Raw genomic sequence first — 18,794 nt, forward strand, 5'->3', positions numbered from 1 at the left:
ATCGCCGCCGGGCGTATGAACAACGGGGCATCAGCACCGCCCTGCAGCTCGCCGCCCGGCTGTTCCACTAGAGCAGCAAGTCCGAGGCCTGCAGTGTGATCGCTCCGGTGAGACGGATGACGATGTCGGCGACGCTATTGCCGTCGATATCGGCCGAGATCGTCGTGGTGCCGCCGGCGATCTCGCAGCGCAGTTGCCCGGCGGTGCCGGAGAAGGCGCCGGCGCCGATGAAGCTGAAGGCGGTGTCGCCGTTCCCGGTATTGCCGTCGGCATCGATCAGCCGCAGGGAGATCAGATCCCCGGCCTGGAAGTCCTGGATCGTGTCGGCGGCCGCGGCGGTGCTCTCGGAAGCGGCGATGTAGCTGAAGTAATCCGAGCCGGCTCCGCCGTTCAGCGTGTCGGCCCCGGTGCCCCCCCGCAGGGTGTCGGCGCCGCCGCCGCCGCCGAGGGTGTCGGCACCATCGAACCCGATCAGCGCGTTGGCCAGGGCGTTGCCGGTCATGACGTCGTCATGGCTGCTGCCGTTGATCGTCTCGATGTTGGTGGCGATGGTGTCGCCCTGGGCCGTGCCGCCGGTGTTGATTCCGGTCTGCAGGTTGATCGTCACGCCCACCGCGCTGTCCCAGTAGCTGGCGATGTCGGCGTCGACGCCGCCAACGAGATGGTCGGCGCCCGCGCCGCCGCGCAGGATGTCGCCGCCGGCACCACCGTTCAGCTGATCGTCGCCGTTGCCGCCCTCGAGCGTGTCCCAGCCGTCGCCGCCATTGAGCACGTCGGCGCCGTCCATGCCGCGCAGCGTGTTCGCCGCGCCGTCGCCGGTCAGGGTGTCGCCGAAGGCGCTGCCCTGCAGGTTCTCGACATTCGTCAGCGTGTCGCCCTGGGCGTAGCCGCCGGTGCTGATGTTGGTCGCCAGGTTGACCGTCACCCCGACGCCGCTGCCGTTGTAGTCTGCGATGTCGATGCCGGCGCCGCCATCGATCGCATCGGCATCCGCACCGCCATTGAGCGCGTCATTGCCGGCGCCGCCGCTCAGCGTATCGGTGCCCACGGCGCCGCTGATCGCATCGGCGTCGGCGCCGCCGTCGATCTGGTCATTGCCGTTGCCGCCATAGAGGGTGTCGGCGCCGGCTGCTCCGGCGACGGTGTCGTTGCCGCCCCCGCCGTTGATCTGGTTGGCACCGGCATTGCCGCTCAGGATGTCGTTGAAGACGCTGCCGCCGAGGTTTTCGATGTTCCTCAGGACGTCGCCCTGGGCATCCCCGCCGGTGCCGGTGCCGGCCGCGAGGTCCACCGTCACCGCGGCGCCGGAGTCGAAATAGCCGGCCGCATCCGTGCCGGTGCCGCCGTTCAGCACATCGGTGCCCGCCCCCCCGTAAAGCTCGTCGTTGCCCACCCCGCCGGTCAGCGCATTGGAGCCGCCGTCGCCATACAGCTTGTCGGCGAAGCTCGAGCCGGTGACGGTCTCGATGCTGAACAGCGTGTCGCCCTGGGCATCGCCCCCCGTGCCGGTGCCGGCCACGAGATCGATGGTCACCCCGACGGCCGAGCCGGCGTAGTCCGCCGTGTCCACCCCGGCGCCGCCGCCGATCCGGTCGGCCCCGGCGCCGCCGCGGATCAGATCGTCGCCGACATCGCCGCGCAGGTCGTTGGCCCCGGCATCGCCGATCAGCGTGTCGTTGGAGACCGAGCCGATCAGGTTCTTGATGTTGGTCAGCGTGTCGCCCTGGGCGTCGCCGCCTGTGCCGGTGCCGGTCGAGAGGTCGACCTGGACGGCCGTGGCCGATCCGGCATAGCTCGCCGTGTCGACGCCGTTGCCGCCGCGCAGTTGATCCGCGCCGCCGCCGCCGAGCAGCACATCGTCGCCGTCGCCGCCGGCGAGGATGTTCGCCCCGGCATCGCCGGTGAAGGTGTCGGCGAAGAGGGTGCCGAAGACGTTCTCGATGCCGGACAGCGTGTCGCCCTGGGCATCGCCGCCTGTGCCGGTGCCGGTCGAGAGGTCGACCTGGACGGCCGTGGCCGATCCGGCATAGCTCGCCGTGTCGACGCCGTTGCCGCCGCGCAGCTGATCCGCGCCGCCGCCGCCGAGCAGCACATCGTCGCCGTCGCCGCCGGCGAGGATGTTCGCCCCGGCATCGCCGGTGAAGGTGTCGGCGAAGAGGGTGCCGAAGACGTTCTCGATGCCGGACAGCGTGTCGCCCTGGGCGTCGCCGCCCGTGCCCACCCCGGTCAGCAGGTTGACCGAGACCGCCGCCGAGCCGGTGTAATCGACGCTATCCACCCCATTGCCGCCACTGAGGGCATCGGCGCCGGCCCCGCCACGGAGCAGGTCGTCACCATCGCCGCCGGCCAGTGAATTGGCGCCGCCGTCGCCGGTCAGCGTGTCGTTGAAGCCCGAGCCGACGAGGTTCTCGACACCGGTCAGCGTGTCGCTCTGGGCGTCGCCGCCCGCGCCGGTGCCGATGGCCAGGTTGGCGGCCACCCCGACGGTCGAGCTGTCGTAGAAGACCGTGTCGATGCCCGCCCCGCCGTTGATGGCGTCGGCGCCGCTGCCGGCGTTGATCAGGTCGTTGCCGTTGCCGCCGCTGACGACATCGTTCCCCGCGTAGGAGCGGATGATGTCGTCGCCGTCGGCACCGGTCAGCGCATTGTCGAAGCCATGGCCGTCCAGGGTGTCGTTGAAGGCCGAGCCGATGACGTTCTCGATGCTCAGCAGCGTGTCGCCCTGGGCGTCGCCGCCGGAGACGGCAGCGGTCAGCAGGTTGACCGACACCGCCGCCGCGGAGCCGGTGTAGTCGGCGGTGTCCCAACCGTTGCCGCCGTTGAGGACATCGGCCCCGGCCCCACCGCGCAGCACGTCGTCCCCGGCGCCGCCGTTCAGCGCATTGGCGAAGCCGTCGCCGAGCAGCTTGTCGACCGAGGCCGAGCCGGTGACGGTCTCGATGGAGAACAGCGTGTCGCCCTGGGCATCGCCGCCCGTGCCCGTGCCGGCCGCGAGGTCGATCGTCACCCCGGCCGCGGACGTGCTGTAATCCGCTGTGTCCACCCCGGCGCCGCCGCCGATCCGGTCCGCCCCGGCGCCGCCGCGGATCAGATCGTCGCCGACATCGCCGCGCAGGTCGTTGGCCCCGGCGTCGCCGTTCAGGGCGTCGGCGAAGGCCGAGCCGGTGACGTTCTCGATGCCGCTATAGCTATCGCCCCCGGCATCGCCGCCCAGGCCGATGCCGGTCGTTAGATTGACGTTGACCCCGGCGGCGGAGAAGACATAGGCCGCCGTGTCGCTGCCGTTGCCGCCTTGCAGGGTGTCGGCGCCGACCAGGCCTTCGAGCACGTCGTTGCCGTTGCCGCCGTCGAGGATGTTGTTCACGCCGTTGCCGTACAGGGTGTCGTCGAAGTTCGAACCGATCAGGTTCTCGATCGCCGTCAGCGTGTCGCCCTGGGCATCGCCGCCCGCGCCGGTGCCGGCCGAGAGATCGACCTGGATGCCCACGGCGGACCCGGCATAGCTCGCCGTGTCGACGCCATTGCCGCCGCGCAGCTGATCCGCGCCGCCGCCGCCGACCAGCACATCGTCGCCGTCGCCGCCAGCGAGGATATTCGCCCCGGCATTGCCGGTGAAGGTATCGGCGAAGGTCGTGCCGAAGAGATTCTCGATGCCGGTCAGCGTGTCGCCCTGGGCATCGCCGCCCGTGCCCATCCCGGTCAGCAGGTTGACCGAGACCCCATCCGCCGAGTCGGTGTATTCGGCACTATCCACCCCATTGCCGCCACTGAGGGCATCGGCGCCGGCCTCGCCACGGAGCAGGTCGTCACCATCGCCGCCGGCCAGTGAATTGGCGCCGCCATCGCCCCTCAGGATGTCGTTGAAGGCGGATCCGATGATGGCCTCGAAGCCGGTCATGTCGTCGCCGAAGGCGCCGCGGTTCAGATACACCCACAACCCGCCGGGGTTGTCGGCGAAGGTGAGCGTGTCCCAGCCCGCGCCGCCGTCCAGGATGTCGTCGCCGGTGCCGCCATTGATCGTGTCGTCGCCGCCCAGGCCGGTGAGCGTGTCGTTGCCGTCGCCGCCGTTGATGAGGTCGATGCCATCGGGATTGGCCGGGTTGCCCGGGTCGGTCCCGGTGAGGGTGTTGTTGCCGGCATCGCCATTGAGGGTCTGGGTCACGGAACATCCTCCTGTCTGTCGGGCCGGCGCAGCCCTTTCCGGGGAAGCGTCCGGATGAGCCCGGCGGGCCGGGCAACCACGCGCTGAGGAGGATTTAGCAGGAGTGCCACATATTCCGTTAGGTCCAGATCAGACAAACCCATGGGTCCAGATGCGGATTCCATGGGTCCAGATGGGACCTATCGATGGGTCCAGATGGCCCGCCGCCCCGGATCACTCCGAGGGGCGAACCTCGCGATGACGCGGAAGGCCGGCTACAGCAGGAAGTCGCTGGCGGTCAGGGCGTGGTCGGCGGTGACGTTGATGGCGAAGTCGGAGACCTTGTCGCCGTTGACGTCGACATAGACCACCTGGACCTGGCCGTAGGTCACCACCCGCAGTTCGCCGGCATGGCGGGTGTAGTCGCCGGTGCCGAAGCTGAAGGCGGTGTCGCCGGTGCTGGAGTTGCCGTCGGCGTCGATCGCCGACAGGTCGATCTTGTCGCCGGTCGTGAAGTCCAGGATCGCATCCTTGCCGAGGCCGGACACCGCGCTGTCGGACAGGGCGATGTAGACGAAGCGGTCGGCGCCGGCGCCGCCCTTCAGCACGTCGCCGTTGCCGCCGCCGGTGAGCACGTCGCCGCCGCCCATGCCCCACAGGGTGTTGGCGTTGGCGTCGCCGGTCAGCGTGTCGGCCTGGGCCGAGCCCAGGACCTGCTCGATGCCGCTGAGCGTGTCGCCCGCGGCGTCGCCGCCGGACACGACACCGGTCGCCAGGTTGATCGTCACCCCGGCGGCCGAGCCGGCATAGCTGGCGGTGTCGATGCCGGCGCCGCCGATCAGCGCATCGGCCCCGGCCGCGCCTTCGAGCGTGTCGTTGCCGTCGCCGCCATCGAGCTGGTCGTTGCCGGTGCCGCCGAGGATGTTGTCGTTCCCGGCCTCGCCGAAGACCTGGTCGTTGCCGGTTCCGGCGTCGACCGAGTCGTTGTCGGCGCCGCCATGGATGATGTCGATGCCGTCGCCGCCGACCAGCCGGTCGGCCCCGACGCCTCCGCTGAGATTGTCGTTGCCGCCCTCGCCCGAAAGGGAGTCGTCGCCGCCATTGCCGACGAGGGTATCGTCGCCCAGTTCGCCGCCGATGATGTTGCGGGCATCGCTGCCGGTGAGCGTGTCGGCATTGCTCGACCCGTAGAGGTTCTCGATCCCGCTGAGCGCGTCGCCGGCGGCGTCACCGCCCGAGGTCGCACCGGTCAGCAGGTTGACCGACACCGCCGCCGTCGAGCCCTGGTAGTTGGCGAAATCCGACCCGGCACCGCCGGCCAGGACATCGGCCCCGGCGCCACCATGCAGCACGTCGTCCCCGGCGCCGCCGTTCAGCGCATTGGCGCCGCCGTCGCCGGTCAGCTTGTCGGCAAAAATATAGCCGACGACATTCTCGATCCCGCTATAGGTGTCGCCCTGAACATCGCCGCCCGTGCCGGTGCCGGTCGCCAGGTTGATCTGCACGCCGACGGACGAATTGTCGTAGAGCGTATCGATGCCCAGGCCACCATTGATCGCGTCCGCCCCGGCATGACCGTTGAGGGAGTCGTCGCCGTCGCCGCCGTTGAGGACATTGGCGTCGTCATTGCCATTCAGGGCGTCGCCGAAGGCCGAGCCGGTGACGTTCTCGATGCTGATCAGGATGTCGCCCTGGGCATCGCCGCCCTTGCCGGTGCCGGCCGCGAGGTCGATCTGAACGCCGACGGCCGATGCGTCATAATAGACCGTGTCGACGCCGCTGCTGCCGTCCAGCCCATCGGCCCCGGCACCACCATGCAGCACGTCATCCCCGGCGCGACCAAGCAGCATGTCGTTCCCGGCACCGCCGGTCAGGGTGTCGGCGAGGGCCGAGCCGGCGACCGACTCGATCGAGAACAGCGTGTCGCCCTGGGCATCGCCGCCCGTGCCGGTGCCGGCCGCGAGGTCGATCGTCACCCCGGCCGCGGACGTGCTGTAATCCGCCCTGTCCACCCCGGCGCCGCCGCCGATCCGGTCGGCCCCGGCGCCGCCGCGGATCACATCGTCGCCGACATCGCCGCGCAGGTCGTTGGCCCCGGCATCGCCGGTCAGCGTGTCGTTGACGACCGAGCCGGTGACGTTCTCGATGTTGGTCAGCGTGTCGCCCTGGGCGTCGCCGCCGGTGCCGGTGCCGGCCGAGAGATCGACCTGGACGGCCGTGGCCGATCCGGCATAGCTCGCCGTGTCGACGCCGTTGCCGCCGCGCAGTTGATCCGCGCCGCCGCCACCGAGCAGCACATCGTCGCCGTCGCCGCCAGCGAGGATGTTCGCCCCGGCATCGCCGGTAAAGGTGTCGGCGAAGAGGGTGCCGAAGACGTTCTCGATGCCAGACAGCGTGTCGCCCTGGGCATCGCCGCCCGTGCCCGTCCCGGTCAGCAGGTTGACCGAGACCGCCGCCGAGCCGGTGTACTCGACGCTATCCACCCCGTTGCCGCCACTGAGGACGTCGGCGCCGGCCCCGCCACGGAGCACGTCGTCACCGTCGCCGGCCGTCAATGAATTGGCGCCGCCGTCGCCGGTCAGCGTGTCGTTGAAGCCCGAGCCGACGAGGTTCTCGATGCCGGTCAGCGTATCGCCCTGGGCATCGCCGCCCCCGCCGGTGCCGGTGGCCAGGTTGGCGGCCACCCCGACGGTCGAGCTGTCGTAAAAGACCGTGTCGACGCCCGCCCCGCCGTCGATGGCGTCGGCGCCGGCGCCGGCGTTGATCAGGTCGTTGCCGTTGCCGCCGCTGACGGCGTCGTTCCCCGCGGCGGAGCGGATCGTATCGTCGCCGTCGGCCCCCGTGAGCGCATTGGCGCCAGTGTCGCCGAGCAGCGTGTCGGCAAAGGCCGTGCCGATGACATTCTCGATGCCGGTCAGCGTGTCGCCCTGGGCATCGCTACTCAGCCCGGTGCCGAGTGCGAGGTTGACCGTCACCCCGCCCGCCGAATTGCCATAGGTCGCCGTATCGATGCCGCCCCCGCCCTGCAGCGCGTCCGCGCCGCCGCGACCCTGCAGCACGTCGTCGCCGGCACCGCCGTTGAGGGTGTTGGCCCCGGCGTCGCCGTTCAGGGCGTCGGCGAAGGCCGAGCCGGTGACGTTCTCGATGCCGCTATAGCTATCGCCCCCGGCATCGCCGCCCAGGCCGATGCCGGTCGTTAGATTGACGTTGACCCCGGCGGCGGAGAAGACATAGGCCGCCGTGTCGCTGCCGTTGCCGCCTTGCAGGGTGTCGGCGCCGACCAGGCCTTCGAGCACGTCGTTGCCGTCGCCGCCGTCGAGGATGTTGTTCACGCCGTTGCCGTACAGGGTGTCGTCGAAGTTCGAGCCGATCAGGTTCTCCATGTTGGCGAAGGTGTCGCCCTGGGCCCAACCCCCGACGCCGATGCCGCCGTTCAGGTTGGCGATGACCCCGGCGGTGGACCCGCCATAGGTCACCGCGTCGGTGCCGGCGCGGCCGTCGAAGAAGTTGGCCGCGGCGCTGACGCCGAAGAAATCGTCGAATGTCGAGCCGATCACGTTCTCGACCCCGATCAGCGTGTCGCCCTGCGCATGGCCGCCGGACGCGACGCCGTTGTCCACATTGACGATGATCGCGGCGCTGGAGTTCTCGTAGCCGGCGGTGTCGCTGCCGGCGCCGCCGTTCAGGACGTCGCCCAGCGCCCCGCCCTGGAGATAGTCGTCACCGGCGCCGCCGCTCAGCGAGTCGACGCCGCTGGTGCCGAGGACGTTGAGAAAATCGTCACCAACCAGGGTGTCGTTCCCATCACCGCCATTGATCGTATCGTCGCCGCCCAATCCACCCAGGGTGGAGCCGCCCACGGCGGCGGTCAGGACGTCGTTGAAATTGGTGGCGATGATACTTTCGAAATTGGCGAAGGTGGTGCCCGCGGCCCCGCCGCCGCCGATGCCGGTGGCCACGTTGATGATCACGGCCGAGCCGGAGGTGCGGCAGTCGAGGAAGTCCCCGCCGGTGCCGCCGTCGAGAAAATCGGTCCCGCCGCTGATCGAGATGATGTCGGTGCCGGTGCCGCCGCTGATGGTGTTGTTCCCGCCGTCGCCCCCGAAGATGTCGTTGAAGTTGGACCCGATGATGGCCTCGAAGCCGGTCATGGTGTCGCCCACGGCTTCGCCGCCGAAGGCGCCGCCGTTGATGTTCACCCACACCCCCCCGGTGGCGTTGGCGAAGGTGAGCGTGTCGAAGCCCGCGCCGCCGTCCAGGATGTCGGCGCCCAGGCCGCCCGAGATCGTATCGTTGCCGCCCAGGCCCGTGAGCGTGTCGTTCCCGTCGAAACCATTGATGATGTCGATGCCGTCGGGATTGGCCGGGTTGCCCGGATCGGTCCCGGTGAGGGTGTTGTTGCCGGCATCGCCATTGAGGGTCTGGGTCACGGAACATCCTCCACTGTCGGGTCGGCGCCACCCTTCCTGAGGGGAGCGTCCGGATGAGCCCGGGGGACCGGGCAGTCACGCGCTGAGGAGGATTTAGCAGGAGTGCTACATATTCCGTTAGGTCCAGATCAGACAAACCCATGGGTCCAGATGCGGATTCCATGGGTCCAGATGGGACCTATCGATGGGTCCAGATGGCCCGCCGCCCCGGATCACCGAGGCGCGCGCCTCGCGATGACGAGGGAGGCCGGCTACAGCACGAAGTCGGCCGCGGTGAGGGCGTGGTCGGCGGTGACGTTGATGGCGAAGTCCTGGATCTTGTCGCCATTGACGTCGGCATAGACCACCTGGATCGCCCCGACGGTGACGATGCGGATCTCCCCGGCCTGGCCAGTGAAACCGCCGGTGCCGAAGCTGAAGGCGGTGTTGCCGTTGCCCGCATTGCCATCCGCGTCGATCGCCGATAGGTCGACCTTGTCGCCGGTGGCGAAGTCCCGGATCGTGTCCTTGCCGAGGCCGGAGGCCGCGCTATCGGACAGGGCCGCGTAGACGAAGCGGTCGGTGCCGGCCCCGCCCTTGAGCACGTCGCCACCGCCGCCGCCCGTAAGCACGTCGCCGCCCCCCATGCCCCACAGCGTGTTGGCGTTGCCGTCTCCGGTCAGCGTGTCGGCGAAGCCCGAGCCCAGGATCTGCTCGATGCCGGTCAGCGTATCGCCCGCGGCGTCGCCGCCGGAGACCGCACCAGCCGCCAGGTTGACCGAGACCCCGCCAGCCGAGCCGGCATAGCTCGCCGTGTCGATGCCGATGCCGCCGATCAGCGTGTCCGATCCCGCCGCCCCTTCGAGGGTGTCGTTGCCATCGCCGCCATCGAGCTGGTCGTTGCCGGCGCCGCCCAGGATGTTGTCATGGCCGGCCTCGCCGGAGACCTGGTCGTTCTCGCTGCCGGCATCCACAGAATCGTTGCCGATGCCGCCAAGGATGGTGTCGACCCCGGCGCCGCCGACGAGGCGATCATTGCCATCGCCGCCGGAGAGCGCGTCGTTGCCGGCCTCGCCGGAGAGCGCGTCGTCGCCACCATTGCCGGCGAGGGTGTCGTCGCCGAGCTCGCCGCCGATGATGTTGCGGCCGTTGTCGCCGGTCAGCTGGTCGGCGTTGCTCGACCCGTACAGGTTCTCGATGCCGATCAGCGTGTCGCCCGCGGCGGCGCCGCCCGAGGTGGCGCCGGTCAGCAGGTTGACCACGACTCCCGCCGTCGAGCCCTGGTAGTTGGCGAAATCCAAGCCGTTGCCGCCGTCGAGCACGTCGGCATCCGCCCCGCCGCGGAGCTGGTCGTCGCCGGCGCCTCCGCTCAGCGCATTGACGCCGGCGTCGCCGTACAGCCGGTCGTCGAGGCCGGACCCGACGATGTTCTCGATCCCGCTCAAGGTGTCGCCCTGGGCGTCGCCGCCCGCGCCGGTGCCCAGGGCGAGGTTGACCTGCACCCCGGCGGCCGAGCCGTCGTAATAGACCGTGTCGATGCCGTCGCCGCCATTGAGGACGTCGTTGCCGGCATAGCCGTTGATCAGGTCGTTGCCGGCACCGCCCCTGATGGCATTGGCCACGCCATTGCCTTGCAGGATGTCGGCGAGGGCCGAGCCGACGATGTTCTCGATGTTCTGCAGCACGTCGCCCTGGGCGTCGCCGCCCGTGCCGGCGCCGGCCCGCAGGTCGACGGTCACCGCCGCGGCCGAGCCGTCGTAATAGACCGTGTCGACGCCGTCGCCGCCGTTGAGGACGTCGGCGCCGGCATAGCCATTGATCAGGTCGTTGCCGACGCCACCGTCGATGGCATTGGCCACGCCATTGCCTTGCAGGATGTCGGCGAGGGCCGAGGCGACGATGTTCTCGATGTTCTGCAGCACGTCGCCCTGGGCGTCGCCGCCCGCGCCGGTGCCGCTCCGCAGGTCGACAGTCACCGCGGCGGCCGAGCCGTTGTAGGAGATCGTGTCGATGCCATCACCGCCGTCCAGCGTGTCGGTCCCGGCACCGCCCTCGAGCAGGTCGTCGCCCGCACCGCCGGCGAGGATGTTGGCCACGGCGCTGCCGGTGAGCGTGTCGTTGACCGGGGTGCCGTTGACGTTCTCGATGCTGCTGAAGGTGTCGCCCTGGGCCGCGCCGGAGCCGGTGCCGGTGGCCAGGTTGACCTGGACCGCGATGACGTGCACGCCATAGCCGACCGTGTCGCTGCCGTCGCCGCCCTGCAGCTGGTCCGCCCCGCCGCGCCCGACCAGCCGATCGTCGCCGGCACCGCCGGTGAGAACATCATTGCCGCCGCCGTCCAGGACGTTCGTTCCGCCGTCGCCGATCAGGGTGTCGCCAGCGTTCGAGCCGACGAGGTTCTCGATCCCAGTCAGCGTGTCGCCCTGGGCATCGCCGCCCGTGCCGGTGCCGGCCGACAGGTCGACCCGCACGCCGCCGCCCGAGCGATCGTAATAGGCCGTGTCGATGCCGGCGCCGCCGATCAGGGTGTCCGCGCCGCCGTCTCCGGAGAGGAGATCGTTGCCGGCGCCACCGTCGAGGATGCTGCTTCCGATTGGCAGGTTGGGTAAGAAGACATAGCCGGTCAGGACGTCATCGAAGGCCGAGCCGATGATGTTCTCGATGCCGAAATACCTGTCCCCTTGGGCGTCGCCGCCCGCGCCGACCGCCTCGGGTTGGTAGAACAGCCGGACGGTGACCCCGGCGGTGGACTGGGCATAGCTTACCGTGTCGCTGCCGTCGCCGCCGGCCAGCGTGTCGGCCCCGGCGCCGCCCTGGAGGATGTCGTTGCCGCCCAGGCCGGCGAGCGTGTCGTTGCCGGCGAGGCCGTTGATGATGTCGATGCCGTCGAGGTTGGCCGGATTGCCCGGATTGGTCCCGGTGAGGGTGTCGTTGCCGGGGGTGCCGTCGATGGTCTGGGTCACGGAAGCCTCCTGCTTGTCGGGTTTGCGCGCCTCGCGCCGCCGGCGGTGGCCGGCTACAGCACGAAATCCGCCGCGGTCAGGGCGTGGTCGGAAAACACGGTGATGATCGAATCCTCCACCCGGTTGCCGGTGGTCTCGAGATAGACGCCGTAGCGGCCGCCGCCGAAATCCAGCACCCGGACCTGCCCGGCGGCGGTGAAGGCGCCGATGCCGAAGGTGAAGGCGGTGTCGCCGGGGCCGGGGCCATTGGCGTCGATCGCCGACAGGTCGATCTTGTCGCCGGCCGAAAAGTCCCGGATCGTGTCCTTGCCGGCGGCCGCCACGGTGCTGTCGCCGATGGCCAGATAGACGAAGCGGTCGGTGCCGGCCCCGCCCTTCAGCACATCGGCCCCGCCGCCGCCGGTAAGCACGTCGTCGCCGCCCATGCCCCACAGCGTGTTGGCGCCGGCATTGCCGGTCAGCGTGTCGGCGAAGCCCGAGCCCATCACCTGCTCGATGCCGCTCAGCGCATCGCCCGCGGCATCGCCGCCGGAGACGATGCCGGTCGCCAGGTTGACCGACACCCCGGCGGCCGAGCCTGCATAGCTCGCCGTGTCGATGCCGATGCCGCCGATCAGCGTGTCGGGTCCCGCCGCCCCTTCGAGCGTGTCGTTGCCGTCGCCACCGTCGAGGCTGTCATTACCGGCACCGCCATAGAGGTTGTCATGGCCCGCTTCGCCGAAGACCTGGTCGGCCTCGCTGCCCGCGTCGATCGAGTCATTGCCGGTGCCGCCATGGACGATATCGATGCCGGCGCCACCGACGAGGCGATCATTGCCGTCGCCGCCGGAGAGCGCGTCGTTGCCGGCCTCGCCGGAGAGGGCATCGTCGCCACCATTGCCGACGATCGTATCGTCGCCGAGCTCGCCGCCGATGATGTTGCGGCCGTTGTCGCCGGTCAGCTGGTCGGCATTGCTGGACCCGTACAGGTTCTCGATGCCGGTCAGCGTGTCGCCCGCGGCGTCGCCGCCCGAGGTGGCGCCGGTCAGCAGGTTGACCACGACCGCCGCCATCGAGCCCTGGTAATTGGCGAAGTCCGAGCCGTTGCCGCCGTTCAGGACGTCGGCACCGGCCGCGCCGCGGAGCGTGTCGTCGCCGTCGCCGCCGGCCAGCGCATTGGCGCCGGCGGCGCCGTACAGCCGGTCGGCGAAGGCCGAGCCGACGATGTTCTCGATCGCGTTCAAGCTATCGCCCTGGGCGTCGCCGTCCACGCCGGTGCCCGCTGCCAGGTCGACCTGCACGCCGGTGGCCGAGCCGTCGTAATAGACCGTGTCGATGCCGTCGCCGCCATTGAGGACGTCGTTGCCGGCATAGCCGTTGATCAGGTCGTTGCCGGCACCGCCGCTGATGGCATTGGCCACGCCATTGCCTTGCAGGATGTCGGCGAGGGCCGAGCCGACGATGTTCTCGATGGTCTGCAGCACGTCGCCCTGGGCGTCGCCGCCCGTGCCGGTGCCGCTCCGCAGGTCGACGGTCACCGCCGCGGCCGAGCCGTCGTAATAGACCGTGTCGACGCCGTCGCCGCCGTTGAGGACGTCGGCGCCGGCATAGCCGTTGATCAGGTCGTTGCCGACGCCACCGTCGATGGCGTTGGCCACGCCATTGCCTTGCAGGATGTCGGCGAAGGCCGAGCCGGTCAGGTTCTCGATGTTCAGCAGCACGTCGCCCGCGGCGTCGCCGTCCGAGCCGGTGCCGGTCCGCAGGTCGGCGGTGACCCCGGCGGTGGACTGGACATAGGTCGCCGTGTCGGTGCCGGCGCCGCCCTGCAGGGTGTCGGCGCCGGCGCGGCCTTCGAGCAGGTCGTCGCCGGCGCCGCCGTCGAGGACGTTGACCACGCCATCGCCGCGCAGGGTGTCGGCGAAGGCCCCGCCGGTCAGATTCTCGATGCCGGTCAGCGTGTCGCCCTGGGCCCAGCCGCCGGTGATGCCCGCCGTCAGGTTGACGTTGAGCACGCCCGTGGCGTCGTCATAGACGACGGTGTCGACGCCGGCTTGGCCATCCAGCCAATCCGCGCCGGCGCCACCCCTGAGCAGGTCGTCGCCGTCCATGCCGTGGAGAGCGTCGCCGCCAGTGCCGCCGTTGAGAATGTCGGCGCCGCCGAAGCCGAAGAGCCCGTCGGCACCATCGCCGCCGTTGAGGATGTCGTCGCCGCCATTGCCGCTGAGCAGGTCGTTGCCGGCGAGGCCATTGAAGATGTCGATGCCGTCGGGGTTGGCCGGATCGCCAGGATCGGTGCCGAAGAGGGTGTCGTTGAAGGCGGTGCCGTTGATGGTCTGGGTCACGGGACGTCCTCCTGCTTGTCGGGTCGGTGCCGCCCGTTCTGCGGGGCGGCCGAACAGCCAAATGCGCCCGGCGAGCCGGGTAGGTGCGGACGGTCAGGATTTAGCAGATTTCTTGCATACCTGGTTAGGTCCAGATTCGACAGACCATGGGTCCAGATGAGGTTCCGATGAGTCCAGATGGCCCCTGTCGATGAGTCCAGATTGCGCCAGGGGATGAAATACGATCTTATTCAATCTGGGGTTGGGGGGCGCAGGAGAGGCGCGTGGCGGCCGACGACATTCTGTGGCGGCAATTGCTGACGCTGGCGCGGCGGCCCGACCTGACTTTGCAGGCCCAGCTGCGCGGCGCCATCGCCCAGGCGGTGCTGGACCGGCGGCTGCCGCCGGGCGCCGAGCTGCCCTCGTCGCGGCGGCTGGCGGAGATCCTGGGCATCAGCCGCAACACCGTGATCCAGGCCTATGACCAGCTGACCCAGGAGCACTTCATCTCGGCGCACAGCCGGTCGCGGCACATGGTCGACCCGGCGGCGCTGGAGAATGCGGCGCGCGCGGCCGGGGTGCGCCCCGATGCGCCGATCCGCCGGCCGGACTGGACCGGGCGGCTGACCAGCCGCCCGTCCCGCACGCGGCACGTGATGAAGCCGGTCGACTGGTACAATTACCGCTTCCCCTTCGTCTACGGCCAGCCCGACCCGACCCTGTTCCCGATCGCCGAGTGGCGCGAGGTGGTGCAGCTGTCGCTGCGCTCGGTCGCGATCCGCGACTGGGCCGGCGACCGCGTCGACGCCGACGACCCGCTGCTGATCGAGCAGTTGCAGAAGCGGATCCTGCCGCGCCGCGGCATCTGGGTGTCGCCGGAGCAGATCCTGGTCACGATCGGGGCGCAGCAAGCGCTGTACCTGGCCGCATCGCTGCTGCTGAAGCCGGAGCGGACGGCCGGGATCGAGCAGCCGGGCTATCCCGACATCCGCAACCTGTGCCGGCAGTTCGGCGCCCGCATCCAGCCGCTGGCGATGGACCATCACGGGCTGCGGCCGACCGGCAGCCTGGCCGAATGCGACATGCTGTTCGTGCAGCCGAGCCACCAGAACCCGACCACCGTCACCATGCCGCTGGCGCGGCGGCAGGAGTTGCTGCAGGCGGCGTCGGTGCACGACCTGGTGATCGTCGAGGATGATTACGACAGCGAGCTGACCTTCGTCGGCGAGGCCACCCCGGCGCTGAAGGCGCTCGATCGCGACGACCGGGTGATCTATGTCGGCAGCGTCTCGAAGACCCTGGCCCCGGGGCTGCGGCTGGGCTACGTGGTGGCGGCGCCGGAGTTCATCGCGGAGGCCCGGGCGATGCGGCGGCTGACGGCGCGGCACCCGCCGTCCAACAACCAGCGCGCCCTGGCGCTGTTCCTGCAGCTGGGCCACCACGATGCCGCGATCAAGCGGCTGATCGCCGCCTATCGCGAGCGCGCCGACGCGATCGGCGAAGGCCTGCGCAGCCATCTGCCGGAGTTCGAGTTCCGGCTGCCGGCCGGCGGCTCCGCGCTGTGGGCCGAGGGGCCGGCCGACGTGTCGATGACCGCGGTCGCCGCCGCCGGCGCGCCGCAAGGGCTGCTGCTGGACCCCGGGGCGGTGTTCTTCGACCACCCGCTGCCGCCGGAGAATTTCCTGCGCTTCGGCTATTCCTCGATCCCGGTCGACCGCATCGACTCCGGCATCCAGCTGCTGGCCCGGCTGGTCCGCGCCGAACGCCACGGCGCCCTGCAGGCCGGGGTCGGGTGACAATAGAAGGCCGAACCCATTCCTTCCTTGTCCCCCCCTCCCCTTGCGGGACTACGGCATGTTTCTTGGGCGTAGTTCGCGTTGCCTCTCCCGCTTGCGGGATCTTTTCAGAACACCGCTATTTGACCCGGCCACCCCTTTATTCTCCCCCTCCTCCCGCGGGGGGAGGGGGAGAGCGGAAGTATGCGTCGGTTCAAGTGATCGAATTCTGAAAAGGTCTCGCTTGCGGGAGACGCAACGCGCCGCTTCGACTTGAAACGATCGCGCCCTATTCCGGAAACAGCTCCGGCATCATCGACCGCGCCACCGGGCGGAGGCGTAGGGCCTCGGCCTCGTCGATCCAGCGATAGGGGCGGCGCAGGCGGGTGCCGACCGGGGCCCAACCGCCGATCGCGGCCAGCAGCTTGTCGAGCGCGGCGTTGGAGTAGCCGTGCTGGGCCCGGAACGGCACGACATGCTGGTCCATGAAGCGGCAGATCCGGCGCTCCAGGTCGAGCGCCGCATCCGGATCGCTCGCCATCCGGTCGGTCCAGGCCTGCGCCCCCGCCGGGCTGAGGCAGGCGACGTTGGAGAAGGCGCCGGCGGCGATGCCGTGCCTCATGCCGGTGGCGAGGTGGTGCCCGGGAACGAACAGCGCGGTTCCGGACAAATGCTGCCTCGCCGCCGCGTACCAGGCGTCGTCGCCATCCGCCAGCTTGATGCCCACCACCGCCGGCACGGCCCGCACCAGCCGGCCGAGTTCGTCCGGCGCCAGCACCCGCTTGGCATGCGGCGGGTTGTAGAGGATCAGCGGCACCCCGCGGGCCCCCTCGACCATCAGCTCGAGGAAGTCCAGCGCCTCCGCCTCGGTCACCGGCCACCAGTCCGGCAGCACCACCTGGATCGCCGCCGGCGCGAGGTCCCGCGCCAGCTTGACCCGTTCCCGCCCCAGGCTGGGATCCGGCTGGCAGGCGCCGATGACGAAGGGCATGCCGGCGGCCCGGCACTTCTCGGCGAGCAGCGCCTGGATCGCGGCGTATTCCGCCTCGGTCTGGTTATGGAATTCGCCCGCGGTACCGTTCGAGTAGATGCCGTCGACCCGCGCCGCGACCAGCAGGTCGATCTCCTCGGCCAGCCGGCCGAAGTCGATGCTCTCATCCGCCGCGATCGGCAGCAGCAGCGTCGCCCAGTTGCCGCGCAGCACGTCGTCCCTCCCGGTCATCGGCTGACGTCCTGTCTGATGCAGGCCTTGAAGTGGCCGGGCTCGACCTCCTCCAGCTTCGGCACCTCGCGGGCGCAGGCTTCGACGGCATGCGGGCAGCGGGTGCGGAAGACGCAGCCCGAGGGCGGGTTGGCCGGGCTGGGGATGTCGCCCTTCAGGATCTGGCGCTGGCGCGGCCGGTCGGGGTCCGGCTCCGGGATCGCCGACAGCAGCGCCCGGGTGTAGGGGTGCTTCGGCGCGGCGTAGAGCCGCTCGCTCGGCGCAATCTCCATGATCCGGCCGAGATACAGCACGATCACCCGGTCGCAGATGTACTCCACCACCGCGAGGTCGTGGGAGATGAACAGCATGGTCAGGCCGAGGCGCAGCTGCAGGTCGCGCAGCAGGTTGACGATCTGCGCCTGCACCGAGACGTCGAGCGCCGAGACCGGCTCGTCCGCCACCAGGAACTCCGGCTCCAGCACCAGGGCCCGGGCGATGCCGATGCGCTGGCGCTGGCCGCCGGAGAACTCGTGGGCGTAGCGCTCGACCGCATCGGCCGGCAGTTCCACCGCCTCCAGCGCCGCCCGCGCCTTGGCCAGCCGTTCGCTGCCGGTGCCGATGCCCTGGATCGCCAGGCCTTCGGTCAGGATCTCGCCGATCGTCATGCGCGGCGACAGGCTGGCGAAGGGGTCCTGGAAGATGTACTGCATCCGCCGCCGCTGCCGGCGCATCGCGGCGCCGGACAGCTTGATCAGGTCCTGACCGTCGAACACGACCTCCCCGGCCGTCGGCTCGATCAGCCGCAGCACCGACCGACCGATCGTGGTCTTGCCCGAGCCGGATTCGCCGACCAGCCCGACCACCTCGCCGCGGCCGACGTCGAAATTGATGTCGTCGAGCGCGCGCACCAGCGGGCCGCGGCCGAAGGTGCCGGGGCCGAAATGCTTGGCCAGGCCGCGCACGGCGAGAAGCGGATCGGCCATGGTCAGAGCTCCTGCCAGCGGATGCAGCGGCTGGTGTGGCCGGGGCCGACCTCGGCCGGCGCCGGCACGGCGGCGCGGCAGGCCTCGACCACATGCGGGCAGCGCGTGGCGAAGGCGCAGCCGGGCGGCATGGCGGCGAGGCTGGGCACCATGCCGGGGATGGTGGCCAGCTTCTCGCCCGCCGCCTTCAGCCGCGTCGCCTCGCCCAGCTTCGGCACCGAGGCCAGGAGGCCGATGGTGTAGGGGTGGCGCGGGTGGCGGAACACCTCGCGCACCGGCCCGGTCTCGACGATCCGGCCGGCATACATCACCGCCACGCGATGGGCGATCTCGGCCACCACGCCGAGATTGTGGGTCACGAACAGCACACCCATGCCGCGCTGGTCCTGCAGCCGGCGCAGCAGGTCGAGGATCTGCGCCTGGATGGTGACGTCGAGCGCGGTGGTCGGCTCGTCGGCCAGCAGCAGCGTCGGGTCGCAGGCCAGCGCCATGGCGATGGTGGCGCGCTGGCGCATGCCGCCCGACAGCTCGTGCGGATACTGCGCCGCCCGCCGCTTCGGGTCGGGGATGCCGACGCTGTCGAGCAGCTCGACCGCCGCGGCCCAGGCCGCCCGGCGGTCGCGGCCGAGATGGATGCGGATCGGCTCGGCGATCTGGTCGCCGATGGTGTAGACCGGGTTCAGGCTGGTCATCGGCTCCTGGAACACCATGCCGATGTCGTTGCCCCGGATCCGCCGCCGTGCCTCGCCGTCCAACGTCGCCAGGTCCCGATCCCGCCCGTCCTTGCCGCGGAACCGGATCGACCCCGCGGCCACGCGCCCGGCCTTGGCCGGCAGCAGCCCCATGATGGAAAGGCTCGTCACCGACTTGCCGGAGCCGGACTCGCCGACCAGCGCGACCGTCTCCGCCGCGCCGATGGCGAGGTCGAGATCCGCCACCGCGGTCACCTCGCGACCGCGGATGCGGAACACGGTCCGCAGCCCGTGGACGTCGAGGATGGGGTGCTGAGCCTCCGCCAT

At 70.4% G+C, this 18,794-nt stretch carries 8 protein-coding genes; 1 reads left to right on the forward strand and 7 read right to left on the reverse strand.

Annotated elements, in window-relative coordinates; translation table 11 throughout:
- Positions 1-67 precede the first annotated feature (67 nt).
- The 4 genes from QFZ27_RS33050 to QFZ27_RS33065 form a co-directional block, all read right to left on the reverse strand.
- Complete coding sequence (locus QFZ27_RS33050; RefSeq protein ID WP_429230705.1) at positions 68-4,162, reverse strand: beta strand repeat-containing protein; 4,095 nt, start codon at positions 4,160-4,162, stop codon at positions 68-70.
- Positions 4,163-4,416: 254 nt separating this feature from the next.
- A complete protein-coding gene (locus QFZ27_RS33055; RefSeq protein WP_429230706.1) occupies positions 4,417-8,571 on the reverse strand; it encodes a beta strand repeat-containing protein in 4,155 nt (1,384 codons plus the stop codon).
- Between the two features lie 251 nt (positions 8,572-8,822).
- Positions 8,823-11,513, reverse strand: coding sequence for a beta strand repeat-containing protein (locus QFZ27_RS33060; protein ID WP_429230707.1), 2,691 nt, complete (start codon positions 11,511-11,513; stop codon positions 8,823-8,825).
- A 53-nt stretch (positions 11,514-11,566) separates the two neighbouring features.
- Positions 11,567-13,834: a calcium-binding protein gene (locus QFZ27_RS33065; protein WP_429230708.1), complete on the reverse strand. Its 2,268-nt coding sequence runs from the start codon at positions 13,832-13,834 to the stop codon at positions 11,567-11,569.
- A gap of 263 nt (positions 13,835-14,097) precedes the next feature.
- Here QFZ27_RS33065 and pdxR point away from each other — a divergent pair, with 263 nt between their 5' ends.
- On the forward strand, positions 14,098-15,609 hold the full coding sequence (gene pdxR, locus QFZ27_RS33070) for a MocR-like pyridoxine biosynthesis transcription factor PdxR (protein ID WP_429230709.1): 1,512 nt from the start codon (positions 14,098-14,100) through the stop codon (positions 15,607-15,609).
- 268 nt (positions 15,610-15,877) lie between these two features.
- Here pdxR and QFZ27_RS33075 read toward each other — a convergent pair whose 3' ends face one another.
- From QFZ27_RS33075 to QFZ27_RS33085, 3 genes are read right to left on the reverse strand one after another with little or no spacing between them, the layout of a single operon-like run.
- Positions 15,878-16,810, reverse strand: a complete 933-nt coding sequence (locus QFZ27_RS33075) for a dihydrodipicolinate synthase family protein (protein ID WP_429230710.1) — start codon at positions 16,808-16,810, stop codon at positions 15,878-15,880.
- Complete coding sequence (locus tag QFZ27_RS33080; protein WP_429230711.1) at positions 16,807-17,775, reverse strand: ABC transporter ATP-binding protein; 969 nt, start codon at positions 17,773-17,775, stop codon at positions 16,807-16,809. The genes QFZ27_RS33075 and QFZ27_RS33080 overlap by 4 nt, the downstream gene beginning before the upstream one ends.
- Positions 17,776-17,777: 2 nt before the next feature.
- Positions 17,778-18,794 carry an ABC transporter ATP-binding protein gene (locus QFZ27_RS33085; protein WP_429230712.1) on the reverse strand — a complete coding sequence of 339 codons (1,017 nt, stop codon included), beginning with the start codon at positions 18,792-18,794 and terminating at the stop codon, positions 17,778-17,780.

Source organism: Inquilinus ginsengisoli (genome assembly GCF_050434925.1).
Classification (GTDB): domain Bacteria; phylum Pseudomonadota; class Alphaproteobacteria; order DSM-16000; family Inquilinaceae; genus Inquilinus; species Inquilinus ginsengisoli_B.